The organism is Sporosarcina sp. HYO08 (assembly GCF_001563475.1).
Classification (GTDB): Bacteria; Bacillota; Bacilli; order Bacillales_A; family Planococcaceae; genus Sporosarcina.
In genome coordinates this window covers 24,701-51,059 of the sequence record NZ_LPUT01000004.1, presented here as the reverse complement: position 1 = coordinate 51,059, position 26,359 = coordinate 24,701, and the positions used below count along the sequence as shown (strand labels likewise).

29 protein-coding genes and 2 rRNA genes are annotated in these 26,359 nt (G+C 41.9%); 29 read left to right on the top strand and 2 right to left on the bottom strand.

Going from position 1 to position 26,359, the window contains the following annotated elements:
* From AU377_RS03800 to rsmI, 12 genes are all read left to right on the top strand, one after another.
* A 23S ribosomal RNA gene (locus AU377_RS03800) occupies positions 1-128 on the top strand; the annotation flags it as partial.
* 72 nt (positions 129-200) lie between these two features.
* Positions 201-316, top strand: a 5S ribosomal RNA gene (gene rrf, locus AU377_RS03795).
* 205 nt (positions 317-521) lie between these two features.
* Positions 522-1,955 (top strand): aminotransferase class I/II-fold pyridoxal phosphate-dependent enzyme, encoded by a 1,434-nt coding sequence (locus AU377_RS03790; protein WP_067404443.1) that lies wholly within the window; start codon positions 522-524, stop codon positions 1,953-1,955.
* 1 nt (position 1,956) lies between these two features.
* Positions 1,957-2,589 carry a dTMP kinase gene (gene tmk / locus AU377_RS03785; protein ID WP_067404440.1) on the top strand — a complete coding sequence of 211 codons (633 nt, stop codon included), beginning with the start codon at positions 1,957-1,959 and terminating at the stop codon, positions 2,587-2,589.
* A 50-nt stretch (positions 2,590-2,639) separates the two neighbouring features.
* Positions 2,640-2,969 (top strand): cyclic-di-AMP receptor, encoded by a 330-nt coding sequence (locus tag AU377_RS03780; RefSeq protein WP_067404437.1) that lies wholly within the window; start codon positions 2,640-2,642, stop codon positions 2,967-2,969.
* A gap of 11 nt (positions 2,970-2,980) precedes the next feature.
* A complete protein-coding gene (locus AU377_RS03775) occupies positions 2,981-3,421 on the top strand; it encodes a YaaR family protein (RefSeq protein ID WP_067404434.1) in 441 nt (146 codons plus the stop codon).
* A gap of 58 nt (positions 3,422-3,479) precedes the next feature.
* Entirely contained in the window at positions 3,480-4,487 is a 1,008-nt protein-coding gene (gene holB / locus AU377_RS03770) for a DNA polymerase III subunit delta' (protein ID WP_067404431.1), read from the top strand.
* On the top strand, positions 4,480-5,304 hold the full coding sequence (locus tag AU377_RS03765) for a stage 0 sporulation family protein (RefSeq protein WP_067404428.1): 825 nt from the start codon (positions 4,480-4,482) through the stop codon (positions 5,302-5,304). The genes holB and AU377_RS03765 overlap by 8 nt, the downstream gene beginning before the upstream one ends.
* 14 nt (positions 5,305-5,318) lie before the next feature.
* Positions 5,319-5,690 carry a DNA replication initiation control protein YabA gene (gene yabA / locus AU377_RS03760; RefSeq protein ID WP_067404425.1) on the top strand — a complete coding sequence of 124 codons (372 nt, stop codon included), beginning with the start codon at positions 5,319-5,321 and terminating at the stop codon, positions 5,688-5,690.
* A 279-nt stretch (positions 5,691-5,969) separates the two neighbouring features.
* Positions 5,970-6,719, top strand: a complete 750-nt coding sequence (locus AU377_RS03755) for a tRNA1(Val) (adenine(37)-N6)-methyltransferase (protein ID WP_067404423.1) — start codon at positions 5,970-5,972, stop codon at positions 6,717-6,719.
* Positions 6,703-6,990: a GIY-YIG nuclease family protein gene (locus AU377_RS03750; protein ID WP_067404420.1), complete on the top strand. Its 288-nt coding sequence runs from the start codon at positions 6,703-6,705 to the stop codon at positions 6,988-6,990. Before AU377_RS03755 ends, AU377_RS03750 begins: the two co-directional genes overlap by 17 nt.
* Positions 6,968-7,846 (top strand): 16S rRNA (cytidine(1402)-2'-O)-methyltransferase, encoded by an 879-nt coding sequence (rsmI, locus tag AU377_RS03745; RefSeq protein WP_067404418.1) that lies wholly within the window; start codon positions 6,968-6,970, stop codon positions 7,844-7,846. Before AU377_RS03750 ends, rsmI begins: the two co-directional genes overlap by 23 nt.
* 39 nt (positions 7,847-7,885) lie before the next feature.
* Here the strand turns inward: rsmI and AU377_RS03740 are convergent, their stop codons facing one another.
* Positions 7,886-8,164, bottom strand: a complete 279-nt coding sequence (locus tag AU377_RS03740; protein ID WP_067404415.1) for an AbrB/MazE/SpoVT family DNA-binding domain-containing protein — start codon at positions 8,162-8,164, stop codon at positions 7,886-7,888.
* 265 nt (positions 8,165-8,429) lie between these two features.
* Between AU377_RS03740 and metG the strand changes: the two genes are divergently transcribed.
* The 15 genes from metG (at position 8,430) to pth (ending at position 21,801) form a co-directional block, all read left to right on the top strand.
* Positions 8,430-10,397: a methionine--tRNA ligase gene (gene metG, locus AU377_RS03735; protein WP_067404412.1), complete on the top strand. Its 1,968-nt coding sequence runs from the start codon at positions 8,430-8,432 to the stop codon at positions 10,395-10,397.
* A gap of 180 nt (positions 10,398-10,577) precedes the next feature.
* Complete coding sequence (locus AU377_RS03730; RefSeq protein ID WP_067404409.1) at positions 10,578-11,348, top strand: TatD family hydrolase; 771 nt, start codon at positions 10,578-10,580, stop codon at positions 11,346-11,348.
* Positions 11,349-11,469: 121 nt separating this feature from the next.
* On the top strand, positions 11,470-12,711 hold the full coding sequence (locus AU377_RS03725; RefSeq protein WP_067404406.1) for a G5 and 3D domain-containing protein: 1,242 nt from the start codon (positions 11,470-11,472) through the stop codon (positions 12,709-12,711).
* A gap of 136 nt (positions 12,712-12,847) precedes the next feature.
* Positions 12,848-13,408 (top strand): ribonuclease M5, encoded by a 561-nt coding sequence (gene rnmV, locus AU377_RS03720; protein WP_067404403.1) that lies wholly within the window; start codon positions 12,848-12,850, stop codon positions 13,406-13,408.
* Positions 13,401-14,285, top strand: coding sequence for a 16S rRNA (adenine(1518)-N(6)/adenine(1519)-N(6))-dimethyltransferase RsmA (rsmA, locus tag AU377_RS03715; RefSeq protein WP_067404400.1), 885 nt, complete (start codon positions 13,401-13,403; stop codon positions 14,283-14,285). Before rnmV ends, rsmA begins: the two co-directional genes overlap by 8 nt.
* A 151-nt stretch (positions 14,286-14,436) precedes the next feature.
* Positions 14,437-14,703 carry a biofilm formation stimulator Veg gene (veg, locus tag AU377_RS03710; protein ID WP_067404396.1) on the top strand — a complete coding sequence of 89 codons (267 nt, stop codon included), beginning with the start codon at positions 14,437-14,439 and terminating at the stop codon, positions 14,701-14,703.
* Positions 14,704-14,843: 140 nt separating this feature from the next.
* The gene (locus AU377_RS03705; RefSeq protein ID WP_067404393.1) at positions 14,844-15,029 is read left to right on the top strand and encodes a small, acid-soluble spore protein, alpha/beta type; all 186 of its coding nucleotides are present in this window, start codon (positions 14,844-14,846) and stop codon (positions 15,027-15,029) included.
* Between the two features lie 207 nt (positions 15,030-15,236).
* Entirely contained in the window at positions 15,237-16,100 is an 864-nt protein-coding gene (gene ispE, locus AU377_RS03700; protein ID WP_067404390.1) for a 4-(cytidine 5'-diphospho)-2-C-methyl-D-erythritol kinase, read from the top strand.
* 56 nt (positions 16,101-16,156) lie between these two features.
* On the top strand, positions 16,157-16,990 hold the full coding sequence (purR, locus tag AU377_RS03695; protein ID WP_067404387.1) for a pur operon repressor: 834 nt from the start codon (positions 16,157-16,159) through the stop codon (positions 16,988-16,990).
* Entirely contained in the window at positions 16,987-17,361 is a 375-nt protein-coding gene (locus tag AU377_RS03690; RefSeq protein WP_067404384.1) for a RidA family protein, read from the top strand. The genes purR and AU377_RS03690 overlap by 4 nt, the downstream gene beginning before the upstream one ends.
* A 202-nt stretch (positions 17,362-17,563) precedes the next feature.
* Positions 17,564-17,848, top strand: coding sequence for a septation regulator SpoVG (gene spoVG, locus AU377_RS03685; RefSeq protein ID WP_067404381.1), 285 nt, complete (start codon positions 17,564-17,566; stop codon positions 17,846-17,848).
* A 214-nt stretch (positions 17,849-18,062) separates the two neighbouring features.
* Positions 18,063-19,433 (top strand): bifunctional UDP-N-acetylglucosamine diphosphorylase/glucosamine-1-phosphate N-acetyltransferase GlmU, encoded by a 1,371-nt coding sequence (gene glmU, locus AU377_RS03680; protein ID WP_067404378.1) that lies wholly within the window; start codon positions 18,063-18,065, stop codon positions 19,431-19,433.
* 13 nt (positions 19,434-19,446) lie between these two features.
* The gene (locus AU377_RS03675; protein WP_067404376.1) at positions 19,447-20,403 is read left to right on the top strand and encodes a ribose-phosphate diphosphokinase; all 957 of its coding nucleotides are present in this window, start codon (positions 19,447-19,449) and stop codon (positions 20,401-20,403) included.
* A gap of 119 nt (positions 20,404-20,522) precedes the next feature.
* Positions 20,523-21,140 (top strand): 50S ribosomal protein L25/general stress protein Ctc, encoded by a 618-nt coding sequence (locus AU377_RS03670; RefSeq protein ID WP_067404373.1) that lies wholly within the window; start codon positions 20,523-20,525, stop codon positions 21,138-21,140.
* A gap of 103 nt (positions 21,141-21,243) precedes the next feature.
* A complete protein-coding gene (gene pth, locus AU377_RS03665; RefSeq protein WP_067404370.1) occupies positions 21,244-21,801 on the top strand; it encodes an aminoacyl-tRNA hydrolase in 558 nt (185 codons plus the stop codon).
* A 69-nt stretch (positions 21,802-21,870) separates the two neighbouring features.
* Here the strand turns inward: pth and AU377_RS15835 are convergent, their stop codons facing one another.
* Positions 21,871-21,993: a hypothetical protein gene (locus AU377_RS15835; protein ID WP_256381692.1), complete on the bottom strand. Its 123-nt coding sequence runs from the start codon at positions 21,991-21,993 to the stop codon at positions 21,871-21,873.
* Positions 21,994-22,312: 319 nt separating this feature from the next.
* Here AU377_RS15835 and AU377_RS03660 point away from each other — a divergent pair, with 319 nt between their 5' ends.
* Both AU377_RS03660 and mfd read left to right on the top strand, forming a co-directional pair.
* Entirely contained in the window at positions 22,313-22,543 is a 231-nt protein-coding gene (locus tag AU377_RS03660) for an anti-sigma-F factor Fin (RefSeq protein WP_067404368.1), read from the top strand.
* A 236-nt stretch (positions 22,544-22,779) separates the two neighbouring features.
* Positions 22,780-26,316, top strand: coding sequence for a transcription-repair coupling factor (gene mfd / locus AU377_RS03655; protein ID WP_067404454.1), 3,537 nt, complete (start codon positions 22,780-22,782; stop codon positions 26,314-26,316).
* Positions 26,317-26,359 lie beyond the last annotated feature (43 nt).

Genomic DNA, 26,359 nt, shown 5'->3' with positions numbered 1-26,359 from the left:
CTCAAGATGAGATTTCCCATTACATTTGTAAGTAAGATCCCTCAAAGATGATGAGGTGGATAGGTCTGGGGTGGAAGCACGGCGACGTGTGGAGCTGACAGATACTAATCGATCGAGGACTTAACCTTATTTAAAAAGACATGATTACGATTATGCATCCAATGTTTGTTTTATTCAGTTTTGAGCGAACAAGCTCATAGTCTGGTGCCGATGGCGAAGAGGTCACACCCGTTCCCATACCGAACACGGAAGTTAAGCTCTTCAGCGCCGATGGTAGTTGGGGGCTTCCCCCTGCAAGAGTAGGACGTCGCCAGGCGCAAGGTCATTACCAATAGGTAATGGCTTTTTTGTGTTTAAAAATGAATACATTCTTAAGGTAGCGCTTCTTTGATTCATTTGCAGAAAATGTATGACAAACATATAGAACGGGAATTTTAGAATGTTGTTGGGTTATGGCGGCGCCCGTGGCATCAAAATTATTTCCCTTTATAATAGATTTAGGAAAAGGAAGTGGTTTTAGAATGCAACGATTTAAACGTCCACTTATTGAGGCGATGATTCAATTAAAAGAAACAAATTCAATTTCATTTCACGTGCCGGGACATAAAAATGGAATGATTTCTAATTTACCGCTGGATTTTCAATTGGCGCTTCGCTATGACTTTACCGAGCTGGAAGGATTGGACGATTTACATGAACCGGCGGGCGTCATTGCGGAGGCGGAGCAAAAACTTGCTGACCTCTACGGGGCTGAGCAAAGTTTTTTCCTCGTTAACGGTTCTACGGTCGGGAATTTGGCGATGATCTATGCGACATGCCAAAAGGGAGATACTGTCATTGTTCAGCGCAATGCGCATAAATCGATTTTCCATGCGCTAGAACTAACGGGTGCCGATCCTGTTTTTGTTTCGCCTGCTTGGGATTCCAAGAAGATGGCAGCTAGTATGGTAGCATCCACTGATATTCAACAGGCAATTGAAGAGTATCCAACCGCAAAGGCTGTTATATTAACTTATCCGACTTACTATGGACAAACGGGCACCGATTTACAAAAAATCATTAAACTAGCGCATGCAGCTAATATTCCTGTTCTTGTTGATGAAGCGCATGGTGCGCATTTTGTTGTCGGCACAGCTTTCCCGACTTCAGCATTAGCGTTGGGTGCTGATGTTGTTGTGCATTCAGCCCACAAAACATTGCCTGCGATGACACAAGCATCTTTTTTACATATCCGCTCCAAGCTCATTTCGGCGGAGAAAATTATGCATTATTTACAAATGCTGCAATCGAGCAGCCCATCGTATTTGTTAATGGCATCGCTCGATGATGCGAGAGCGTATGCCGAAGCTTATACTATAGAAGACCAGCAATACTTTATGAAGGAACGTATGCGTTTTATTGAGCAGCTACAAGGAGTTTCAAAGCTTGAAGTCGTTGAATCGGATGATCCGTTGAAGCTCCTTCTAAGGATAGAAGGGTACTCGGGTTTTAATTTACAAAAACAACTAGAGAAGACCGGCGTTTTTACAGAATTAGCGGATCCTTATCAAGTCTTGCTTGTATTGCCGCTTTTGAAATTAAATGCCGAAAACCGTTTCCATGAAGCGGGCGAAAAAATAAAGTTAGCCGTAGCTGCTATAACGAGAAACGAACGAACACAATTTGAAGTACTGCCATCGATCGATCAAGGCATATCACGCCTCACAATTGGTTTTTCACAGCTGCATGATATGGAGAAGGAATGGATTCACTATGAATCAGCTGTCGGACGTATTGCCGCCGGTTCGATCATTCCGTATCCACCGGGGATTCCGCTTGTTATTGCGGGAGAACAGGTAACAGTTGCACATGTACAAGCATTGCGCCAATACTTGCAAATGCGTGCGAAATTTCAAGGGGCTATCGAAGTGGATCAATCGAAAATTTTCGTGGTAAAAGAAAGAACGGAGGAATAGGATGAAGAAGAAAGGGATTTTTATCACTTTTGAAGGGCCGGATGGTTCTGGTAAAACGACAGTCATTGCTGAAATTTACAAGCGGTTGCAGGAAGAAGGTAAATCGGTTCTTCTAACGAGGGAACCAGGGGGAATTCGGATTGCTGAAAAAATCCGGGAAATTATTTTGAACAATGAATATCGTGAAATGGATGCGAAGACAGAAGCGCTTCTTTACGCGGCGGCCAGAAGACAGCATCTTGTAGAAAAAGTATTGCCGGCGATCGAGGAAGGCAACAATGTCCTTTGTGATCGTTTTATCGACAGCTCGCTCGCATACCAAGGCCATGCGAGAAAGCTTGGGATTGATGAGGTTCTTTCCATCAATGAGTTTGCGATTGGGAATATGATGCCCGATGCGACACTGTTTTTCGATGTTAAGCCTGAAGTTGGATTAGCACGCATTGAAAAAAATAATGAACGGGAGCAAAATCGCTTAGATAATGAAAAGATCCAGTTTCATCACAATGTTTATGAAGGTTATCAAGTGGTGAACGAAAGATATAAAGATCGGATTAGACATATCGATGCATCCCTTCCACTGTCTGAAGTGTCAGAAAATGTTTGGAGAATGATCTGCACTTTACTCAATTAATTTATAAATCCATGTTATAATGATGGGAAAGGGGAAAAGGAGAGATTACCGTGAAATTGATAGTGGCAGTTGTACAGGATCAGGATAGTAACCGATTGTCGGCAGCCTTGACGAAAAACGACTTCCGAGCGACAAAGCTTGCGAGTACGGGAGGCTTTTTAAGATCGGGCAACACGACGTTTTTAATCGGAACCGATGATAGCCTTGTACCAAAAGCACTTGAACTTATTCGTGAAAATTGCCGTTCACGGGACCAAATGGTTGCGCCTGTTTCTCCAATGGGCGGAAACGCTGATTCGTATATACCTTATCCAGTGGAAGTTGAAGTAGGCGGAGCAACCGTATTTGTGCTGCCAATAGAACACTTCCATCACTTCTGAGGACGGGGAGCATGAAAGTAAATAGTGATGCCCGGGTTGGACTTAGTCATTTACGCCACGAAGCATCGCAACCCATACAAGGTGGGGCAAAGTTTGGGCAAATGGTCATCAAACAACAACAGCGTCTTCAAAATGAACAGCTTACACGGCTATTTGGTAATATTTCAGCCGCTGGGGAACGACTGGCAAGGTCAAGGAACTTACGTGAGATGGCTAAGTACAAAATGCTCGTTCGCAGCTTTTTGAAAGAAGCGGTTGAATTGGGATTAGAGTTGAAACAATCCCATACGTGGAATCATTATGGAGAAGGGCGCCGATTGAATATTGTGCAAGCGGTAGATAAAAAGCTTGTTGAATTGGCTGATGAATTATTGAGCGATGAAAAAACCTCGATTGATTTATTGGCGAAAATTGGCGAGATTAAAGGGCTTTTAATTAATTTATATAGATGACCCGTGTCTTCTTTGAATAAGGAACACGGGTTTTTTGAAACAAAGGGGGCGTCGCGGTGTGAACAATGAAGACAGTGCCCAATTGGAAAAAAATCAGCAAGCAGTGTATAAGCGATTATCCTCCTCGTTTAAAAACAATCGGATTGGGCACGCCTACTTATTTGATGGGAGCCGAGGAACGGGAAAAATGGCTGCGGCTTTGTTTTTTGCAAAATTGCTTCTTTGTGAAAAACCTAACAATAATGTTCCATGTGAAACATGTCCTTCTTGCAGGCGTGTCCGATCCGGCAATCATCCGAACGTGACAATCATTGAGCCGGATGGACAAGATATTAAAAGAGGACAAATGTCTGATTTAATATTCAAAATGACAAAGAAGGGCTATGAATCGGGCAGGAAAATTTACATCGTTTCAAGCGCGGAGCGTATGAACGTATCGGCAGCTAATACTTTGTTAAAGTTTCTAGAAGAGCCTGAAGGTGAGGTAACGGCAATTTTATTAACCGACGCCTATCAAGCGATTTTACCGACGATTCAATCCCGCTGTCAAAGAATTTCATTTCTTCCACCATCCCGCGAGATGTTGATCGATGCACTAGTGAAAAAAGAGTTAACGGATGCCATGGCCGCAACGGTTTCTATGGTAACGGCAGACTTGGATGAAGCGTATCGATTGGCAAGTGATGAACAATTTGTACACATGCGAAAAACAGTGTTAAAATTAGTCGAGGCACTCGACCGCCACGTTCATGAAGCATTATTATTCATCCATTCAGATTGGATCCCTTTGTTTAAGGAAAAGGAAGACTTTGAACGTGGTTTGGATTTGCTGCTATACGCGTACCGAGATATCGTTTCGGTCAAAGCAGCATTACAGTCAATGCCGACTTACCCAGATCAGCAACAATTTTTCAACAATCTTTCAATAAAGATGCCATACAACCAGCTTTCGCTGATGATGGAAGCGATCTTGCAGGCAAAAAAATATTTGCATAGCAATATGAACCGGACGCTTTTAATGGAACAATTGGTGCTAAATATGCAGGAGGGGTTAAGGGTTGTATAAAGTTGTAGGTGTCCGCTTTAAAAAAGCGGGTAAAATATATTATTTTGACCCACTGGATTATGATTTAAATATAGGCGAATATGTAATCGTGGAAACGGCCCGGGGAATTGAGTACGGAAAAGTTTCTAGGCGTATTCAGGAAGTCGATGAAAATGACATTGTTCTTCCATTGAAAAAAATTATTCGTCCAGCTACTACGGAAGACTTCGAAATCGTCGAAGAGAATCAGTTAGAGGCTACACAAGCGTTTGATACATGTATAGCGAAAATAGAAGAGCATGCTTTAGACATGAAGCTTGTAGATGTGGAATACACATTTGATCGAAATAAAATTGTTTTTTACTTTACGGCGGAAGGTCGTGTAGATTTTCGTAATCTCGTCAAAGACTTAGCTTCCATTTTCCGGACACGCATCGAGCTTAGGCAAATCGGTGTTCGGGATGAGGCGAAAATGCTTGGCGGTATTGGACCTTGCGGCAGAATGCTTTGCTGTTCTACATTTCTCGGGGATTTTGAACCAGTATCTATTAAAATGGCGAAAGATCAAAACTTGTCATTGAATCCCTCTAAAATTTCAGGGCTTTGCGGGCGCCTTATGTGCTGCTTGAAGTATGAGAATGATGAGTATGAAGAAGCAAAAGCATTGATGCCAGATGTTGGTACGGTCGTCCAGACACCTGAAGGACCTGGAAAAGTCGTCGGGCTAAATTTACTGGAACGGATCCTCCAAATTACATTATTAGATTCCAACCAGGTACTGGAGTATTCATGGGAAGAAATCGAACAGTCCGATAAAATTGCTCAATTGACAAAATGATGGGGTGAAATCATTTGAAAGAAGGGAATTTTCTCGACAGAATTATGGAGTTTGAGCAACAGCTTGAATCCATGCATAAGCAATTCCGAGGATTAATGGGATTTGTTGCGCAGATGACAGAAGAGAATCATTCACTTCAACTTGAAAACCATCATCTGCGGAAGCGACTCGAAGAAATGGATGAACAGACGGAAGCAAAATCGAAATCGACGGGAAAACAACGTGGTCAGAAAAAATTGCATAAAGTCGATATTGGTGAAGGTGTAGATAATTTGGCGCGCCTTTACAATGAGGGGTTCCATGTGTGCAATGTCCATTTTGGTAGTAGCCGCAAAGGGGAAGATTGCCTATTCTGTCTTTCTTTTTTAAATAAGCAAAATGGTTAACTTGAATTAGCGAAAGCTTGTTACTTTAAGTCAAGTCTTCGGTGAATGGAAAGGATTTTGAAAGGAATTAAGGAAGGCGGTCTAAGGATGCAACATCCTGTTGCAACAACCGGCATCGTGTGCTGGCCCCAACGACGGCATACCCGCATCCTGCGGGTCCAATTTAAAATCCGAACGCAACTACTCGGGGGCGTAATTGATAGTGTGCCGATTCCTATTTATAGGTATCGGCTTTCTTTATGATCTAAATTCAATCAAATGGAAGAAAGGAATTGTTTTATGGTGGAATTGTTGAAAGGTGATGAACGGCTCGATTATTTATTGGCCGAAGATTTAAGGATTATTCAAAGTCCATCTGTTTTTTCATTTTCCCTGGATGCGGTGTTGTTAGCGAAATTTGCCTACGTTCCAGTCCGATCGGGGAAAATCGTAGATTTATGCGCGGGAAATGGAGCCATTCCCCTATTTTTAAGCGCACGAACAAAAGCAAATATTATTGGCGTGGAATTGCAAGAGCGGCTTGCAAATATGGCAGAAAGGAGTGTTCGTTACAATCGGCTTGAAAACCATATTCAGATTGTACAGGGTGACGTGAAAGGTATTGCTTCGACATTGGGATATGAAAAATACGACACGGTCACTTGTAACCCGCCTTATTTTCCCGCGCATGAAGCAAGTGATAAAAATTTACTGGAGCACGTTGCGATTGCTAGGCATGAAATAAAGCTAACATTGGAAGAAGCCGTTCGTGCTGCAAGCGAATTATTAAAGCAAGGCGGGAAAGCAGCATTTGTCCATCGCCCGGGACGTCTACTCGATATCGTCACCGCAATGCGTGCCAATCGTTTGGAGCCGAAAAGAATCCGCTTTGTTTATCCGAAAGAAGGAAAAGAAGCGAATACTTTATTAATAGAAGGAACGAAAGATGGGAAACCTGATTTAAAAATCCTTCCTCCGTTATACGTCTACGACTCGAATGGAGAATATACGGAAGAAGTGAGGAAACTTTTATATGGAAAAGAACGCTGAACATGTTTTTTATGTGCTGGAATGCAATGACGGCTCTTTTTATGCAGGGTATACGAATAACTTGGAAAAGCGTGTACGGGTCCATAACGAGGGGAAAGGTGCACGGTATACGCGAGCGAAACTGCCTGTTCGTTGTATTTACAAGGAGCAGTTTGAAACGAAGCGAGAGGCAATGCAGGCAGAATATCGATTTAAGCAGCTGAGCAGGGCATTAAAAGAACAGTATGTAGAAAGGGGGAGAAGTACAGATGAAGTCTCAAAAAAGTGCTGACATGTCGAGCAGTAAGCTATATCTTGTTGGCACACCAATAGGAAATCTAGATGATATGACGTATCGTGCGATTCAAACTTTACAGGAAGTACAAGTGATCGCAGCGGAAGATACACGAAATACGATTCGCCTTTGTAATCATTTTAATATTAAAACACCGCTCATTAGTTATCACGAACATAACATAGAAAGCGGTGGAGAAAAAATTTTGTCTTTACTTGCAGAAGGAAAGAATGTGGCGCTTGTTAGCGATGCTGGCATGCCGTGTATATCTGATCCAGGCGCAGATCTTGTCGCAAAAGCAATAGAGGCCGGGGTTGACGTTGTACCGATTCCAGGGGCGAATGCGGCAATTAGTGCAATCGTTGCTTCAGGATTGTCACCGCAACCATTTCTATTTTTCGGTTTTCTTTCGCGGCAGAAAAAGGAAAGGGATGCACAGCTAGCACAATTAAGACAACGTGAAGAAACGATTATTTTATATGAAGCGCCCCATCGATTAAAAACAACACTGCATGCCCTTTTAGAAAATTTCAGCGGTGAATGTCGAATTGTTTTGGCACGCGAATTGACAAAGCGTTTTGAAGAATTTTTGCGCGGCACGCTTGAAGAAGCCATCAATTGGGTAGAATCAAGTGAAATAAGAGGCGAATTTTGTATCGTTTTGGAAGGCGGCAGAAAAGAACTAGTAGAAACAGAAGTATGGTGGACAGATGTGGATGTCAAACGCCATGTGGAAATCGTCATGGAAGAAAAAAATGTCCGATCAAAAGAAGCGATTCGTGAAGTGGCAGTAACACGTGGAATGAGCCGGCGCGACGTTTATAAAGCATTTCATGTGGAGGAAAATAACTAATATCCAGTTCGAAAAAACACCCTGGATATTAGTTGTATTTTATTTTTTAAAATGCTCTTTAATTTCTTTGACAAGCCGATCTGCGCCTTTAGAACTTAAAATTAACTTGCCGTCCATTAAGCTTACATTATCGTTGGATACTTCACCCGTCATTGAACAAGTCATACTTGGTATATGCTTTTTCAATATAATTTTATCATCATCCACATAAATTTCGAGTGAATCTTTTTGTTCAATACCTAATGTTCTGCGTAATTCAATTGGAATGACAACACGTCCTAACTCGTCAACCTTTCTAACAATACCCGTAGATTTCACGGCAAATTCTCCTTTCAGTAAGAAGTGGGATTAAAAGTAGTTTCTTAGATAACAAAACTATTGAAGCAAAAGTAGTATTTTAAATATATCATAAAAGCTAGATTGCTGTCGATATGAGTTTTCCAAAAAGTGTTTCTATTGGTGAAAAACACCTTCTTCAGGAAAATTCCCTTTTTTCTAGTGTGTTAAACTTATATTCACATTTGTATCGACTGAAGGCTTTCGATAGAATAGAACGTATATTGATGATAATGGAGGCGTTTTTGTGGCTGAACAAAAAAATACTTTTTATATTACGACCCCGATTTATTACCCAAGCGGCAAATTCCATATCGGGACTGCTTATACAACCATTGCATCGGATGCAATGGCAAGATATAAACGACTGCGTGGCTACGATGTTCGTTTTTTGACTGGAATGGACGAGCATGGGCAAAAAATTCAAGAAAAGGCTGAAGAAGCGGGGTTGCCGCCGCAGAAATATGTCGATGACATTGCGGAAACATCGAAGAAAGTTTGGGAGCTAATGGACATTTCCTATGATGATTTTATCCGTACAACAGAAGAACGTCATAAAGTACTTGTCGATAAAATCTTCCAAAAGTTTTTAGACAACGGTGATATTTACAAAGGGGAATACGAAGGCTGGTACTGTATTCCTTGTGAAACATACTATACAGATGCACAGCTCGAAGAAGGCAACTGTCCGGACTGTGGACGATCTGTTGAGAAGGTAAAGGAAGAATCGTATTTCTTTAATATGAAAAAATATGCCGATCGTCTTTTACAGTATTACGAAGAAAACCCAACCTTCATTGAACCGGAATCCCGAAAAAATGAAATGATTAATAATTTCATTAAACCAGGTCTAGAAGATTTATCGGTATCCCGTATGTCCTTTGACTGGGGCATTAAAGTGCCTGGAGATCCGAAGCATGTGATCTACGTATGGGTAGATGCGTTAACGAATTATATTACAGCACTTGGTTACGATTCAGACGATGATTCGTTATTCCGTAAATATTGGCCGGCGGATGTTCATGTGGTTGGAAAGGATATTGTTCGTTTCCATACCATTTACTGGCCAATTTTCTTAATGGCATTAGACCTTCCGCTGCCGAAAAAAGTATTTGCACACGGGTTTATAATGATGAGAGACGGAAAAATGTCAAAATCAAAAGGAAATGTCGTTTATCCGGAAATGCTCGTTGAACGTTATGGACTCGATGCTGCGCGTTATTTCTTGCTGCGTGAATTGCCATTTGGACAAGACGGTGTCTTCTCACCGGAAGCATTTGTCGAACGGACAAACTATGATTTGGCAAATGACCTTGGAAACTTATTGAATCGGACTGTTTCCATGATCAATAAATATTTTGACGGTGAAATTCCAACGTCTGATCTTGTACCGACACAATATGACGAAGCGTTACAAAACTTTATGCGCGAAACGGTCGAAAAATATGAAACAGCAATGGAAAAAATGCAGTTCAGTGTCGTTTTGTCTGAACTATGGGCGCTCGTTTCCCGGACGAATAAATATATCGATGAAACATCCCCATGGGTGTTGGCGAAAGATGAAGCGTTGAAAGGGCAATTGGCCTCAGTCATGGCGCATCTTGCGTCGTCTCTGAGACATATCGCTATATTGCTGCAGCCGTTTTTAACAGAAGCACCGAAGAAAATGATGGAGCAGCTAGGATTGGATGAAAAATTATTGGCTTGGGATACATTAGGTCAATTGGATGTTATTCCGGCACAGACAACTGTCATTAAAAAAGGTGTTCCGATCTTCCCGCGTCTTGACCCCGAAGTAGAAGTGGTCTATATACGCGACCAAATGGCCCTAACAGCGCCAGCGGAAAATAAAGAGGAAGAGGCGAAAGAAGAAGCACCTGTCGAGGAAATAGCAGAAATTACGTTCGACCAATTCATGAATGTTGACCTACGTGTAGCAACTGTAACGGCATGTGAAAAAATGCCAAAAGCCGATAAGTTGCTGAAGCTTCAAGTGGATCTAGGGTTTGAGCAGCGTCAGGTTGTTTCAGGTATTGCGGAGCATTATGATCCTGAATCATTGATTGGTGAAAAAGTCATTATTGTGGCCAACTTAAAACCAGTAAAACTGCGCGGAGAACTTTCACAAGGGATGATTTTGGCGGGTAATTCAAACGGCGTTTTAAAAGTAACTACGGTTGATCCGGCATTGGAAAATGGTACAAAAATCAAATGATTACTTGTATTAATTTTTAATTCTTTTGACAAAAAAGCACATAAAAAGCGGCGTCTCGTGCAGAAACGCCGTTTTTCTTGTTCTTTGCAATTAAATCAGGCATGTCATGATATTGTAAACAAACTGTAATAAAATTAATTGTTCCATCGAATAGAATGGAACCATTGCGAGGCGAAAAAAATGTTCATAGACACACATGTTCACTTAAATGCAGACCAATATGAAAATGACGTAGAAGAAGTTATTCAACGTGCACTTGACGCATCTGTTGAAAAAATGGTTGTGATTGGTTTTGATCGAAAGACGATTGAAAAAGCAATTATCTTGGCCGAACAATATCCGTTTATTTACGCGGTTGTTGGATGGCATCCAGTCGATGCAATTGATTGTACGGAAGAAGACTTAGCCTGGATTGAATCACTGGCGGCTCATCCAAAAGTTGTCGGAATTGGTGAAGTTGGGCTGGATTACTACTGGGACAAATCGCCAAAAGAAGTACAGCAGCAATTGTTTCGAAAACAAATTCGTCTGGCTCAAAAAGTTAATTTACCGATCATTATCCATAATCGGGATGCGACGGCTGATGTTGTGCAAATTTTAAAAGAAGAAGAAGCCGAAATAACAGGCGGCATTATGCATTGTTTTAGCGGAAGTGTTGAAACAGCGAAAGAATGCATACACATGAATTTCATGATCTCATTGGGCGGGCCGGTGACGTTTAAAAATGCCAAGATTCCGAAGCAAGTGGCAAAAGAAGTTGCCCTCGACCATTTGTTAATTGAAACAGATGCGCCGTATCTTACACCGCACCCATACCGAGGAAAGCGAAATGAGCCGGCGTATGTCACATTGGTAGCCGAAGAAATTGCGAGATTAAAGGGTTTATCCGTTGAAGAAGTTGCAAAGCGAACGACGGAAAATGCGTTGAAAATCTTTAACATTTCACTGTGAAAAAAGAATAGATTTCCAAACTCCGGAAATCTATTTCTTTATAAAACTAAAAAACAAAGGGGTTGACACGCCGAGAGACAGCCTTTATAATTTGCCGAGTGATAAAGGAGGAGTATTTTTCATGTCAAATCGTATCATGGAAATCCTGTTCTTTAGGTCATTGAGGAGCAAACAAATAGCGGTGGGGGTACTTTCTCTTACACTATTTGTTGCGGTTATTTCACTAGCTCTCTTTGAGAATGCTAAAAAATCGGTCACGCTTGACGTGAACGGTGAACAAATGGAAATTCGAACACACGCACATACAGTTGGTCAACTTCTTTCTCATCAGGAAATACAAGTTGCACAACATGATTTAGTAGAGCCCTCAGTGAATACACCGATCGAGGATGGTTTATCGGTCAAGTGGGAACAGGCAAAGCAGGTTAAGTTAACAGTGGATGACGAGAAATCATCTATTTGGACGACGGGGAAGACAGTAGGGGAAGTGCTGGCAGCAGCGGGCATTGAAATTACCCAGGATGACGCGGTTGAACCAAGTATTAACGAGCAACTTGCAAACAACACCGGCATTACCGTTCAAAAAGCGTTTGAAGTGACGCTTAATGACGGCGGAAATGAAAGAAAGGTCTGGTCAACTTCGACTACGGTCGCTGACTTTTTAAAGAAAGAAAACATTCAATTGGATGAAGATGATCGACTTGATGGAAAAGGGGATACGAAATTACAGCCCAATTCTATCGTGAAAGTCGTAAGAGTGGAAAAGGTCACCGATGTAGTGGAAGAGCCAGCGAACTTTATCGTTGAAACACGCAATGATCCTCATTTGCTTAAAGGGCGAGAAAAAGTCGTACAAGCTGGCAAAAAAGGAAAGGTTTCACGAAAGTTCGAAGTTATCAAAGAAAATGGAAAAGAAGTTTCCCGTAAGTTAATCGAGGAAAAAACAATCACCCCGCCACAAACGAAAATCGTTGCAGTCGGTTCTAAAGTTGTCGTTGCAGCTGCCCCTACTTCTGCAAAGGGTAAAGGAGGCGTTGGCGTTTCAAGAAGCAATGCCGCAACACCTGCGGGCGGAAAAGAATTTTATGTAACAGCAACTGCCTATACGGCATACTGTAATGGCTGCTCTGGAAAAACGGCGACAGGTATTAATTTACGCGCGAATCCAAACGCCAAAGTAATCGCTGTAGATCCAAAAGTCATTCCGCTTGGCTCAAAAGTTTGGGTCGAGGGATATGGATATGCGATCGCCGGAGATACGGGCGGAGCTATTAAAGGAATGAAAATCGACCTTCACGTGCCGACAAAATCGACTGCGTATAATTTTGGCAGACGCCAAGTGAAAATTAAAGTGATTGACTAACGGCGGAAAAATAGATTAATCCGTAGGGCATTTTTCAAGCCCTACGGATATTTTTATGTTTGAAGCCTCAATTGTGTACATCATATTGAATGCGAAGTAAAATGAAGGACAGAATGGAATGGGAAAGAGGAATTTTGTGAACATCAAAGAAATCATAATTGTTGAAGGAAAATCCGATACAATCGCAGTTAAACGTGCGACAGGTGCTGATACGATTGAAACGAATGGCTCTGCCATCGATGAAGGGACACTTCGGCGAATTCGCCATGCGCAGGAGACACGGGGCGTCATCGTTTTTACAGACCCAGATTATCCTGGCAGAAGAATTCGTGCCATCATCGAAGAACACATCCCAGGTGTCAAGCACGCCTTTCTAAAAAAAGAATTAACAATTGCCAAAAATGGACAGGGTCTTGGTATTGAACACGCAAAGGATGCTGATATAAGGGAAGCGTTGCAATCGGTTTATACAGTGGATGAAAAACCGCTGATCCCGATCTCTTTGACGGATTTAATGGAGGCGCGTCTTATTGGCACCCCAGAGGCTAAAAAAAGACGTGATCTATTAAGTGAATACCTTCAAATTGGCCAAGTGAATGGAAAAGGTTTAAAAAAGCGACTGGAAATGTTCAGAATTAGCCCGGAGCGTTTACAGGAAGCATTGAAAGTTGTTGATGAGGTGGAGAAAAATGACTAAAGATATTGCGACACCCGTTCGGACAAAAGAAATTCTGGAAAAGCATGGCTTTTCATTTAAAAAAAGTTTAGGACAAAACTTTCTAATTGACCCAAATATTTTACGGAATATCGTTTCCCACGCGAATTTATCGGAAAAGACGGCTGTCATTGAAATTGGCCCTGGGATTGGTGCGTTAACAGAGCATCTTGCACGAAATGCAGGAAAAGTGGTTGCATTTGAAATTGATGGTAGATTGCTACCTGTTTTGGAGGATACGTTATCTCCTTATGACAATGTAACAATTATCCACCAAGACATTCTCGAAGTAGATTTGGGTGCTGTGATTCAAGAGCAGTTTGCGGATTATGAAGAAATTGTCGTCGTAGCCAATTTGCCGTACTACGTCACAACGCCTATCATCCTAAAATTTTTACACAGTAAAGTACCCATTTCGGCGATGGTCATTATGATGCAAAAAGAAGTGGCTGACCGTATTACAGCGCATCCAGGAACGAAGGCATATGGTTCACTCTCTATTGCAATTCAATATTATATGGATGCAGAGGTGGCGATGATTGTTCCAAAAACGGTCTTTATGCCGCAGCCAAATGTTGAATCTGCTGTGATCCGATTAACAAGAAAAGAGGAAGTTCCCGCAGAAGTAATCGACGAGGATTTCTTGTTTGAAGTATCTAAAGGTTCATTTGCGCAGCGCAGAAAAACAATTTTAAACAATTTGCAAACGGTATTGCCAGATGGGAAAGCAAAAAAGGATCTAATCTTAACAGCTCTTGAACATTGTGAAATAGACCCAAGAAGAAGGGGAGAGTCTCTTTCAATCGAAGAGTTTGCTAAGTTATCCAATGCCCTATACAATGATTTCTTTCGACAGTAAGCGCAACAATGCATAGAAATTTGTCGATAAAAAATTGGAATTCTATTAAGAAATATATTGACAAGAGTAGTAACATCTTGTTAAAATATTTCTTTTAATTGACAGAACTTTTCTAAAGTGTTATACTTACATGTAGTGAGGTGTAAGTAACATGCCAAAAACATTAGCGGATATCAAGAAGTCGTTAGATTCCCATCTCGGGAAACGTTTGCACATTCGTGCAAATGGCGGTCGCAAGAAGACAATTGAAAGGTCAGGCGTTTTGCGTGAAACCTATCGTGCTGTATTTGTCGTCGAGTTAGATCAGGACGAAAATGCGTTCGAAAGGGTGTCTTACAGCTATGCAGACATCTTAACCGAAGCGGTTGAGATTACAATTTTAGACGGTGCAGATCAAACTTCATTCGTCGTAAAATAATTACAGCAATCATGAATGATTTCATTATTTTTTTTTGAAAAACACCTTTGTATCCATTCTTTTTAGAATGAAATACAAAGGTGTTTTTTTATTTTTTCTGCACATACTGACATCGTCAGTCTAAAAGGAGGAAAAACCGAATGGCGAAAAGACGTGGTATAATGTCTGAGCACTTGAAGGAAGAAATTGCGAAAGAGCTTGGCTTTTACGATGTTGTACAGCGAGAAGGTTGGGGAGGTATCAAGGCACGTGACGCAGGTAATATGGTGAAACGCGCAATTGAAATGGCAGAACGAGGTGTTTCTGAAGATAAACGTTCGCTATAAGAACCCTACAATCCAATAATGACTGACAAAAGAAAAAGCTGCATTGGATTACATCCAATGCAGCTTTTTTGCATACATGAAAGGACGATACACCCGGCTATTTCGGTTTGTGCCAGGCACCCAGACAATTTAGACAAGCGCAATACTTTCCCGCTATGTTAAGATAGAGTGTAATTGCAATTGTAAGTGGGAATGGAGTGAGCCGGCGTGCTGTATGAGAAAGCACCAGCAAAAATTAATTTAACGCTTGACGTATTGCATAAGCGTTCGGACGGCTTTCATGAAGTCGAAATGATAATGACAACAGTGGATTTGGCAGATCGTGTTTGGATTCGACCTAGTCATCGGGGGATTACAATTCGGACATCTGAGCGCTTCGTTCCAAATGACAGAAAAAACTTAGCTTATCAAGCGGCAGAGCTGCTTCAAAAACGCTTCGGGGTTACGAGTGGTGTGGAAATTATTCTTGAAAAAAGTATTCCGGTTGCTGCCGGACTTGCCGGGGGCAGCTCTGATGCTGCCGCGACATTGCGCGGTCTGAATCGTCTTTGGAATTTACAGCTACCCGATGAAGACTTAGCTTCTTTAGGTTCTGAAATAGGCTCAGATGTATCCTTTTGTGTGCATGGCGGCACAGCTCTTGCAACAGGGCGCGGTGAGAAGATTGAAAGCTTGCCAGCACCTCCTAATTGTTGGGTTATCCTTGCGAAGCCTGCCATTTCCGTCTCAACGGCAGATATTTATCGTCATGTAGATTTGTCGAACATTGCGCATCCTTCTACACAAAATATGATTGATGCTTTACATACAGGTGATTATCAAAAAATGTGTCAATCTGTTGGAAATGCTTTAGAACCGATAACGATGAAGCTGTATCCACAAGTGTCAATCTTAAAAGAGCAGATGAAAAAGTTTGGGGCGGATGCAGTTTTAATGAGTGGCAGTGGACCGACTGTTTTTGGCATTGTCAAACATGAATCAAGGGTACCGAGAATTTACAATGGATTAAAAGGATTTTGCCGTGAAGTATATGCGGTTCGCATGATTGGTAGTCGTCATTTTCTTGCGTAAATACGTATGAATATGATAATGTACGAGTAAAATATTCGGGTTTAGGAGCTGGTGTCATGAAATGGAAAAGGAGCGAAAGGCTCGTTGATATGACTTGCCATCTATTGGAAAATCCACATAAACTCATTCCATTGACCTTTTTTTCCGAGCGATATCAAGCTGCCAAGTCATCCATTAGTGAAGACTTGACGATCGTCAAAGAGACGTTTGAAGAAAAAAATACAGGCAAGCTTATTACAGTTTCTGGAGCAGCAGGCGGTGTAAAATTCATTCCTAAAGTTGCTGAAAATGAGGTAAGGGATGTAATGAAAAGCTTAATGGCAGAACTAGGCCATTCTGACCGCCTGTTGCCGGGCGGTTATTTGTTCATGACGGATCTTTTAGGTGATCCGCGCCTTATGGATCGTGTTGGAAAAGTCTTTGCATCCGCATTTGCAGAAATAGAAATTGACGCCATTATGACAGTTGCGACGAAAGGAATACCAATTGCGCATGCAATTGCGCGTCATTTAAATGTTCCTGTCGTCGTTGTTCGCCGTGATAGTAAAGTAACAGAAGGACCAACAGTTAGTATTAATTATGTTTCAGGGTCAACGCGCCGAATCCAAACTATGGTATTATCAAAAAGAAGCATGAAAAATGGACAGAAAGTTCTGATCACGGATGATTTTATGAGAGCTGGCGGAACAATGATTGGCATGAAAAATCTTCTTGAAGAATTTAATTGCGAATTAGCCGGCGTAGCAGTCCTTGTTGAATCAGATTATCCGCATGGTGTTCTAGTTGAAGACTATCTATCCCTTATTAAGCTTCAAGCGGTAAATGAAAAAGACCGCACGATTGAATTAGCAGAAGGAAATTATTTTCAGAAAGGCGGAACTGAAACATGAACTTTGTAGCAACGAAAAATGCACCAGAAGCACTCGGACCATACGCACAAGCAGTAAAAGTAAATGGGCTCGTCTACACATCCGGTCAAATTCCAATGACGCCTGCGGGAGAACTTGTGGAAGGATCAATTGAAGAGCAAACGAATCAAGTATTTGCCAACTTGAAGGCCGTTCTTGGAGAAGCGGGTTCTTCGCTTGAAAAGGTCGTTAAAGCGACAGTATTCATTAAAGATATGAACGATTTTGCGAAATTGAATGAAGTCTATGCTCAAAACTTCGGCTCGCACACGCCAGCGCGTTCTTGTGTTGAAGTTGCACGTCTGCCAAAAGACGTAAAAGTTGAAATTGAAGTGATTGCAGTAGCAGAGTAATAGTGAAGTCCTGCCCGGGGAAACCGGTGCAGGTTTTTTATTTTCTACTGGAATATGGGCTTAACAGCGCCCCTTGCTATAGCCTTTTCAACTTCCAACTACCCGAATTATTAATTATTTATGAATAATCAGAAGGATTCCCTGCTCTTTTGTAGAATACAGTCTCCAGGCACTGTTTAAAAGATAAAGGAGTGGTAAAGGGATGGAAGTGACTGATGTTAGACTGCGTAGGGTAGATACTGATGGGAGAATGCGAGCAATTGCATCCATCACAATTGATAATGAATTTGTCGTCCATGACATTCGTGTCATTGATGGCAATGATGGGTTGTTCGTAGCAATGCCTAGCAAACGAACGCCTGACGGGGAGTTTCGGGATGTAGCGCATCCAATCAACTCGAACGCCCGTATGAAAATCCAAGGGGCCATTCTGGAAGCTTATCAATTGTCTGTTGATGAGGATATGCTTGAAGGGGTTAGCCTTTGAATTGAAGTTAAAAAGTTATACACCTAAAGAAGAAGCTGCCTGTTTGTGGAAAAATAGGCAGCTTTTTGTGTCGTAAAGTTAAAACTGTATATCTTAAGAGATCTAATTGGGCTTGTCAAGGGGGGGAAGTTGAAAAAAAGTGTATTTTCCGTTATAGTCGTTAATGAAAACATTTGGGAGAAGTCAATTCTCTAGTATCGATGGGGGCAAAAAAATGACAAATACATATGCCATTGTTCTCGCTGCAGGACAAGGCACGCGGATGAAGTCAGATCTTTATAAGGTGCTACACCCTGTCTGTGGGAAGCCAATGGTCGAGCATGTCATTGATCATATTCGCAGCCTTAATGCTAACCGCATAGTGACGATCGTTGGTTATGGTGCGGAAGCGGTCGAGGAAGTGCTTGGAGAAAAAAGTGAATATGCACTTCAAAAAGAACAGCTAGGCACTGCACATGCCGTTCAGCAAGCCGAGCAGCTCATCGGTGATCTTGAGGGAACGACAATAGTCGTATGTGGTGACACACCTTTGATCCGTCCTGAAACGATGGAGGCACTCATTGCACATCACGATAAGACCAGTGCAAAAGCAACCATTTTAACGGCCTATGCAGATGATCCTACAGGTTATGGCCGTATTATTCGTGGTGAAGATGGTCAAGTGCTGCGTAACGTAGAGCAAAAAGATGCGACAGAGGAAGAGCAAAAAGTAACTGAAATTAATACAGGAACGTATTGCTTCAATAACCGTGCTCTTTTTGAGACATTGAAAAAAGTAAAAAACGACAACGCACAAGGTGAATATTATCTTCCGGATGTTGTAGGTATATTACAGTCAGAAAATGAACGCGTATCGGCCTATGTAACGGAAGACTTTAGTGAAACGCTTGGCGTCAATGATCGCGTCGTTTTATCCGAGGCAGAAAGTGTCATGCGCCGCCGCATCGCTGAAAAACATATGCGTAATGGTGTTACGATCATTCATCCAGACGCTACTTATATAAGTGCAGATGCGACGATCGGTCGGGATACTGTGCTTCAGCCTGGAACGATGATTGAGGGACAAACGGTCATTGGAGAAAAATGTATCATTGGGCCAAATAGTCAGCTCGTAAATAGTGTGATCGGAGACAACACGACGATTTATTCTTCGGTTATTTTATCGAGTCAAATCGGTAATGATACGAATGTTGGACCGTTTGCGCATATTCGTCCTGACTCGAATGTAGGAAATCACGTCAAAATTGGAAACTTTGTTGAAGTGAAAAAATCTACACTTGGCGAAGGGAGTAAAGTATCCCATTTAAGTTATATCGGCGATTCAAATGTAGGTTCACGCGTCAATGTAGGATGCGGCACAATTACCGTCAATTACGATGGGAAAAACAAATACACAACGACGATTGAAGACGATGCATTTATCGGTTGCAACTCAAATTTAGTTGCACCTGTCACGGTTAAGCAAGGTGCATATGTAGCAGCGGGATCTACTATTACAGAAAATGTCCCAGAAAATTCACTTGCAATTGGGCGTGCACGACAGGAAAATAAAGAAGACTATGTCAAAAAACTAAATCTCAAATAACAGGGGGATCATGATGGCTAACCACTATCCAAATGATAAACTGAAGATATTTTCTTTGAATTCAAATGAAACACTTGCAAAGCAAGTTGCGGAGGAAATTGGGCTTCCACTCGGCAGATGCTCCGTAAAGCGTTTCAGCGATGGAGAAGTTCAAATTAACATCGAAGAAAGTATCCGTGGCTGCGATGTGTTTGTTATCCAGTCAACGTCAGACCCTGTCAATGAACACTTGATGGAACTTTTAATTATGATAGACGCTTTGAAGCGTGCTTCTGCACGTAATATCAATGTTGTGATGCCATATTACGGCTACGCAAGACAAGACCGTAAAGCTCGTCCACGCGAGCCGATTACAGCAAAGTTAGTTGCGAATCTAATTGAAACTGCTGGCGCAAACCGGGTCATTGGAATTGATCTTCATGCACCGCAAATTCAAGGCTTCTTTGACATTCCGATTGATCATCTCGTTGCCGAGCCAATTTTAACGGAGTATTTTAAAAACAAAGGAATTTCGAACGATGTCGTTATCGTGTCTCCGGATCATGGCGGAGTGACGCGTGCACGTAAAATGGCTGACCGCATGAAAGCGCCAATTGCGATTATCGATAAGCGCCGTCCGCGTCCAAATGTGGCGGAAGTGATGAATATCGTCGGGAACGTTGAAGGAAAAACAGCCATTTTGATCGACGATATTATTGACACGGCAGGCACAATTACGATTGCAGCGAGCGCTTTAGTCGAAAGTGGTGCGAAAGAAGTGTATGCTTGTTGTACACACCCTGTATTGTCAGGTCCAGCGATTGAGCGAATTGACAATTCGATTATTAAAGAATTGGTCATAACGAATTCTATTGAGTTGTCTGAACAGAAGAAGTCTGCGAAAATTCAACAACTTTCCATTGCAAAACTTCTTTCGGATGCGATCATCCGGGTGTTTGAGAATAAGTCTGTAAGTACTTTATTTGACTAAAAAATACGTATTGAAGAAAGAGGTTTTTACATTCCTTAATTGAATATGTTTCTTATCGTCTGCCTTGGGTATTTTTTATGCGTAGGATTACTTTTTCAAAAGAAAGGTGACTATATAATATGAGTACAACAATCCAGTCGAAAGTAAGAGAAGTATCAAGCAAGTCTACATTAACACAACTAAGGAATGAAGGATTTGTTCCTGCGATCGTTTACGGTTATCAGGTCGACCCTACGCCTGTATCCGTAAATGAGGGTGAATTGATCAAGACATTGCGTGTAACAGGACGTAACGGCGTTTTAAAGTTAGATATCGAGGGTAAGTCTATTAACGTTGTGTTAAATGATTACCAGACAGATGCCATTAAAGGAGATATCCGTCACGCAGATTTCCTAGCGATTAATATGAAGGACGAACTTGAGGTTGAAGTTGTCGTAAACTTAATCGGTGAATCAGAAGGCGAGAAAGAAGGCGGCATCGTGCAACAGCCAAACCGTGAAATTACGGTGAAGGTGAAGCCTTCGGATATTCCAGAGACATTTGATATTGATATCTCAGCAATGCAAATTGGTGACACACTCATGATCGCGGACATCCGTGAAAAATCTACTTTTGAAATCTTAAACGAAGACGATTTTCCTCTCGTCACCATCTCTGCTCCACGTTCAGAAGAGGACTTAGATGGAGAAGCAACAACTGCCGAAGTGCCTGAAGAACCAGTAGGGCAAGAAGCATAAAAATAGTAAAGTGACGCACGGTAATCCCGTGCGTCTTTCTTTCCGTTGAATGATGAAAGCCCCTTCATTTAACGTGAATATAGGTAAAAGGAAGAGAACTGCCATGAAAATGATTATCGGCCTTGGAAATCCAGGGAAGCAGTATGAGGCTACACGCCACAATATAGGTTTTCGTGTCATCGACGAGCTTGTCGATCGATTAGATGCACCGGCCATGGTATCAAAGTTTAACGGAATCTATACGATTGTTCATCAGCCTGAAGGTAAGGTAATGCTGGTGAAGCCGCTTACTTACATGAACCTATCTGGCGAATGTATTCGCCCATTAATGGACTATTTTAATATTGACGTGCAAGACATTGTTGTATTATACGATGACCTAGACCTTGCCCCCGGGACAATCAGACTTCGGCAAAAAGGAAGCGCGGGGGGGCAAAATGGTATGAAATCAGTGATTGCACATTTAGGAACAAATGAATTTAACCGCATTCGAATTGGCATTGGCCGTCCTACTCCAGGGGTGAAAGTACCGGATTATGTTCTCTCACCTTTTAGTAAGGATGAAAAGCCGGTCATGGAAGAGATCATTGAAAAAAGTGCGTCTGCGTGCGTTGCATGGCTCACGAAGCCTTTCCTTGAAGTGATGAATGACTTCAACTAGTTAATCAATTACGCCTCGGCGTAATTGCGTCCAGATTTTGAATCGAGCTTGAGGCCTACATGATGTAGGTCATGCAACCGTTGCCAATCGAACCGCGAAGAGTTCGATTTGCCGTGTTTCTGCGTACTTTGCAGAAATTAAGGCACTTTCAGGACGCGGCGAACTTAGGTTGCCTTCTTTAACTCCTTTCAAAATCTGTGACATCCAGTTGCAAGCGCCAGCCTCTCGGGTCGTTTCGGTCTTGCCAAAAAGGTGCAAAGTGCACACCTTTTGTGACAAGCCCCCCAACGCCTGCCGAGGCTAGACGGCGCTTTCCACTTTTGACAATTCCGCCGGAGGCTATCTTTATTCAGCAGGCACTTCGCTTTCAGTACAAAAGCAATTGCTGAATAAAGATAACGAATGAATAACAAATGAACTTCTAGCCTATACTTTGTTACGACGAAAGTTTCTTCCCTACGATGATGGAAGACTGATTTTCCAATTAATGGGGAAAAGGGGCGAAATGTATATGGCGATTCGTTATACTTGTCGACATTGTGACACTGAAATCGGATCACTCCCTTTCGAGTCAGCAAAAGAATTGATCGTTGAAATTCAGCAGTTAGACGAGGGGAAAGGAGAACGATTCCTAACATTTGAGAATGATGGAGAAGTTACTGTACGTTGTATTTGCGAGCAATGTGAGCAGTCGCTTCGTACATTTCCGGATTACTACACGCTGGCGAAATGGCTTCAATAAGGTGGTTGCTTTGGCGCTTTCCAGCGTCCAAAGCTTTTTCTGTTTTCTTCTTATTGCAATAGGCGGCTCAAGGTTATTTTAAACATCGCTGTCGGCTTTAATTTTTAGATTAATCAGATAGAATATAAGTATCTATTTATAAAAGGCCTGCTATAGCCTCATTCCTAGGAAACCTGTGAATGAAGGCTTTGTCTGGCATTCGATCACATGTATTACACGGGAAAGGTTGTGTATTTTTGGAAGTGCTCGTTGATTTGTTTTTACAAGAAAAGGAGATTGGGAAACTAGCAAAAGAATTGAAGACCGGACAGGATCGTCAGTTAGTTACAGGATTATCTGGCGGAGCGAAGCCGATCTTTTATAAAGCGCTATTCCAGTTAGTTGAACAGCCCATTTTAATCGTATCTCCCAATTTGTTGCAGGCGCAACGAACCTATGAAGATCTGGTCAAGTTATTAGGCGATTCGCTTGTCCATTTGTATCCGGCGGAAGAACTCATTGCTGCTGACTTTTCCTTTTCAAGCCATGAACTTCGTGCACAGCGGATTGAGACACTCGATCATATGGCACGCGTTGGGAAAGGAATTTACATCACACCCATCGCAGGTATGAAAAAAATGCTCCCTTCAAAAGAACGATGGACGTCGAACTTTCTTTCAACGAAAGTGACAGATGAAATTGACATAGAAGAGTGGCTTATGAGGCTCGTTCGAATGGGATATATCCGGCAGGACATGGTTACAGCGCCGGGCGAATTTGCTTTGCGCGGTGGTATTTTGGATATTTATCCAATTACGATGGAAGAGCCGATCCGTATTGAATTATTTGATACTGAGGTAGATTCAATTCGAACATTTTCAGCAGAAGATCAACGTTCAACCGGTAAATTAGATGATGTCCATATTTTACCGGCTGCGGAGTTTATTTGGACAGAAAATGATTTGATAGAAATTGCAGAAAATGCAGAGGCAGCGCTAGGCCTTAGTTTGAAAAAAATGAAAGACACAGAAGCAAAAGAAAAACTGTTGCAGAATGTCACCCACGATATTGATCTTTTAAGGGACGGCATCGCGCCGGAAAATATGTTGAAATATGTGTCGTTCTCAGAAAATGCCACAACTTATTTAGGTAATTACTTTTCTAACAATGGTCTTGTTATTTTGGATGAAATTGGACGGATTGTAGAAGTGATTGCCGCTTTAGAAAAGGAAGAAGAGGAATGGAAAATCGCACTTTTAGAGGACGGTAAAATTGTCCATGATGCGAAAATTTCCCATACCTTTGATGAAGTCAAGGATATGTTGCAACAGCAAACAATGTATCTGTCTTTGTTTGTTCGATCCATTCCGGGAATTGTCGTCAAAAATTCCATTACATTTTCATGTAAGCCGATGCAACAGTTCCATGGCCAAATGAATTTGTTGAAAAATGAAATGGAAAGATGGAAAAATGGTAACTTCAACGTTTTCATCGTCGCAGACCGCACGGATCGTATGGAAAAAGTGCAAGCAATTTTACAAGACTATGGGATGCAGGCAAATTTAAATGGCAAGCCGTCCTCTGAAGGAACTGTTTCTATACGAAATGGAGACTTGTCGGCTGGGTTTGAACTGCCATTCCAACAGATTGCCGTCATTACAGACGCGGAATTGTTCCAAGGGAAACCAAAGCGAAAGGCCCGTCCGCAGAAGATGACAAATGCCGAGCGGATTAAAAGCTACTCGGAAATTAAGCCTGGCGATCATATTGTTCATGTACATCATGGGATTGGTAAGTATTATGGCGTTGTGACACTTGAAGTGGGCGGGATTCATAAAGATTATTTAGACATTCGTTATAGAGGAGAAGACAAACTTTTCGTACCCGCAGACCAAATAGACTTAATCCAAAAGTACGTCGCTTCTGGTGAGAAAGAGCCAAAGCTTCATAAGTTGGGCGGTACAGATTGGAAAAAGACAAAAAGTAAAGTATCGGCTGCGGTTAAAGATATTGCGGATGATCTTATTAAGCTTTACGCAAAAAGGGAATCCGAAAAAGGATTTGCATTTTCAGCGGATGATGATTTGCAGCGAGCATTTGAAAATGCATTCCCTTATGACGAAACCGAAGATCAGTTACGTTCTATAAGGGAAATTAAGCAAGACATGGAAAAAATACGCCCAATGGATCGCTTATTATGTGCGGATGTGGGCTATGGTAAGACTGAGGTTGCCATTCGCGCCGCATTTAAAGCAGTCGCGGACGGTAAACAAGTCGCTTTTCTCGTTCCAACAACGATCTTGGCGCAGCAACATTATGAAACGATGAAAGAGCGCTTTTCTGGATTTCCTGTTGAAGTGTCGTTATTAAATCGTTTTCGAACAAGGAAAGAACAGACGCAAACACTAAAAGGATTGAAGGATGGAACAATTGATATTGTTGTTGGAACGCACCGTCTATTATCCAAAGACGTTGTTTACCAAGAACTGGGGTTACTAGTTGTTGACGAAGAACAGCGATTTGGCGTTACACATAAAGAAAAACTAAAGCAACTAAAAACGAATGTGGATGTTCTTACATTGACGGCCACACCAATTCCGAGAACGCTTCATATGTCGATGCTCGGTGTTCGGGACTTGTCGGTCATTGAAACGCCTCCTGCTAACCGTTATCCGGTTCAAACGTATGTCATGGAGAATAATATGGCACTTGTTCGAGAAGCAATTGAACGGGAACTGAGCCGGGGTGGTCAAGTATTTTACTTATACAATCGAGTAGAAGACATGACAAAGAAGGTCGATGAGATTAGGCAGCTCGTTCCTGATGCCAAAGTAGGTTTTGCGCATGGACAAATGGGAGAGTCAGCACTGGAAGCGATCATTTTAAGCTTCTTAGAGGGAGAATACGACGTGCTTGTCACGACGACCATTATTGAAACGGGTATTGATATTCCAAACGTCAATACGCTCATCGTACATGACGCGGATCGAATGGGACTATCACAGCTTTACCAGCTCCGGGGACGTGTTGGTCGTTCTAACCGCGTAGCTTATGCGTATTTTCTTTACCAGCGGGATAAAGTATTGACAGAAGTTGCTGAAAACCGACTGCAGGCCATTAAAGAGTTTACGGAACTTGGTTCAGGTTTTAAAATTGCCATGAGAGACTTATCGATCCGAGGCGCTGGAAATTTACTAGGCGCTCAGCAGCATGGCTTCATCGATTCAGTCGGCTTTGATCTTTACTCGCAAATGTTGCAAGATGCGATCGAAGAAAAGCAAACGGGCATCTCGAAAGAAGACGTTCAAGATATTGAAATTTCCCTTCAAATCGATGCTTATTTGCCGGATGAGTATATACGTGATGGCTTCCAAAAGATTCAAATGTATAAACGTGTTAAAGCGATTCAAAATGACACGGATTATTCAGAGCTTGTTGATGAAATGACGGATCGTTTTGGCGATATGCCGTTTGAGGCAGATCAGCTTCTTCGTGTTGCTCGCATTAAAGCGTGGGGGCGAGAAGCCGGCGTAGAATCGATTAAAAAACAACGCGCTCAAATCGAGATCCGTTTACTACCGGAAGGAACAGCGAAAACGGACGGTGCAAAGATCGTATCTGAGTCGATGAAGTTTGGCCGCGCTGTTGGATTTACAATGGAAGATGGTCGACTCATTTTATCAATTGATGAACGGCATACGGGTAAAATGACGGCATTTGATGTTTTAGAGGAAATGATGCAGTTACTTCTCACTTGTACGAAAGAAAATGTGACAAGCGATACAGTTTCTTGACAGTTATTTTTAGCGGAAAATGAAAAAAAAGTGTGAGAAGGAT

Excerpts from the sequence above, each read along its gene's own strand:
- AU377_RS03790 (WP_067404443.1), top strand. The coding sequence starts at position 522 with ATGCAACGATTTAAACGTCCACTTATTGAGGCGATGATTCAATTAAAA.
- tmk (WP_067404440.1), top strand. The coding sequence starts at position 1,957 with ATGAAGAAGAAAGGGATTTTTATCACTTTTGAAGGGCCGGATGGTTCT.
- AU377_RS03775 (WP_067404434.1), top strand. The coding sequence starts at position 2,981 with ATGAAAGTAAATAGTGATGCCCGGGTTGGACTTAGTCATTTACGCCAC.
- AU377_RS03755 (WP_067404423.1), top strand. The coding sequence starts at position 5,970 with ATGGTGGAATTGTTGAAAGGTGATGAACGGCTCGATTATTTATTGGCC.
- AU377_RS03750 (WP_067404420.1), top strand. The coding sequence starts at position 6,703 with ATGGAAAAGAACGCTGAACATGTTTTTTATGTGCTGGAATGCAATGAC.
- rsmI (WP_067404418.1), top strand. The coding sequence starts at position 6,968 with ATGAAGTCTCAAAAAAGTGCTGACATGTCGAGCAGTAAGCTATATCTT.
- AU377_RS03730 (WP_067404409.1), top strand. The coding sequence starts at position 10,578 with ATGTTCATAGACACACATGTTCACTTAAATGCAGACCAATATGAAAAT.
- AU377_RS03725 (WP_067404406.1), top strand. The coding sequence starts at position 11,470 with ATGTCAAATCGTATCATGGAAATCCTGTTCTTTAGGTCATTGAGGAGC.
- rsmA (WP_067404400.1), top strand. The coding sequence starts at position 13,401 with ATGACTAAAGATATTGCGACACCCGTTCGGACAAAAGAAATTCTGGAA.
- veg (WP_067404396.1), top strand. The coding sequence starts at position 14,437 with ATGCCAAAAACATTAGCGGATATCAAGAAGTCGTTAGATTCCCATCTC.
- AU377_RS03705 (WP_067404393.1), top strand. The coding sequence starts at position 14,844 with ATGGCGAAAAGACGTGGTATAATGTCTGAGCACTTGAAGGAAGAAATT.
- purR (WP_067404387.1), top strand. The coding sequence starts at position 16,157 with ATGAAATGGAAAAGGAGCGAAAGGCTCGTTGATATGACTTGCCATCTA.
- AU377_RS03690 (WP_067404384.1), top strand. The coding sequence starts at position 16,987 with ATGAACTTTGTAGCAACGAAAAATGCACCAGAAGCACTCGGACCATAC.
- spoVG (WP_067404381.1), top strand. The coding sequence starts at position 17,564 with ATGGAAGTGACTGATGTTAGACTGCGTAGGGTAGATACTGATGGGAGA.
- glmU (WP_067404378.1), top strand. The coding sequence starts at position 18,063 with ATGACAAATACATATGCCATTGTTCTCGCTGCAGGACAAGGCACGCGG.
- AU377_RS03675 (WP_067404376.1), top strand. The coding sequence starts at position 19,447 with ATGGCTAACCACTATCCAAATGATAAACTGAAGATATTTTCTTTGAAT.
- AU377_RS03670 (WP_067404373.1), top strand. The coding sequence starts at position 20,523 with ATGAGTACAACAATCCAGTCGAAAGTAAGAGAAGTATCAAGCAAGTCT.
- pth (WP_067404370.1), top strand. The coding sequence starts at position 21,244 with ATGAAAATGATTATCGGCCTTGGAAATCCAGGGAAGCAGTATGAGGCT.
- AU377_RS03660 (WP_067404368.1), top strand. The coding sequence starts at position 22,313 with ATGGCGATTCGTTATACTTGTCGACATTGTGACACTGAAATCGGATCA.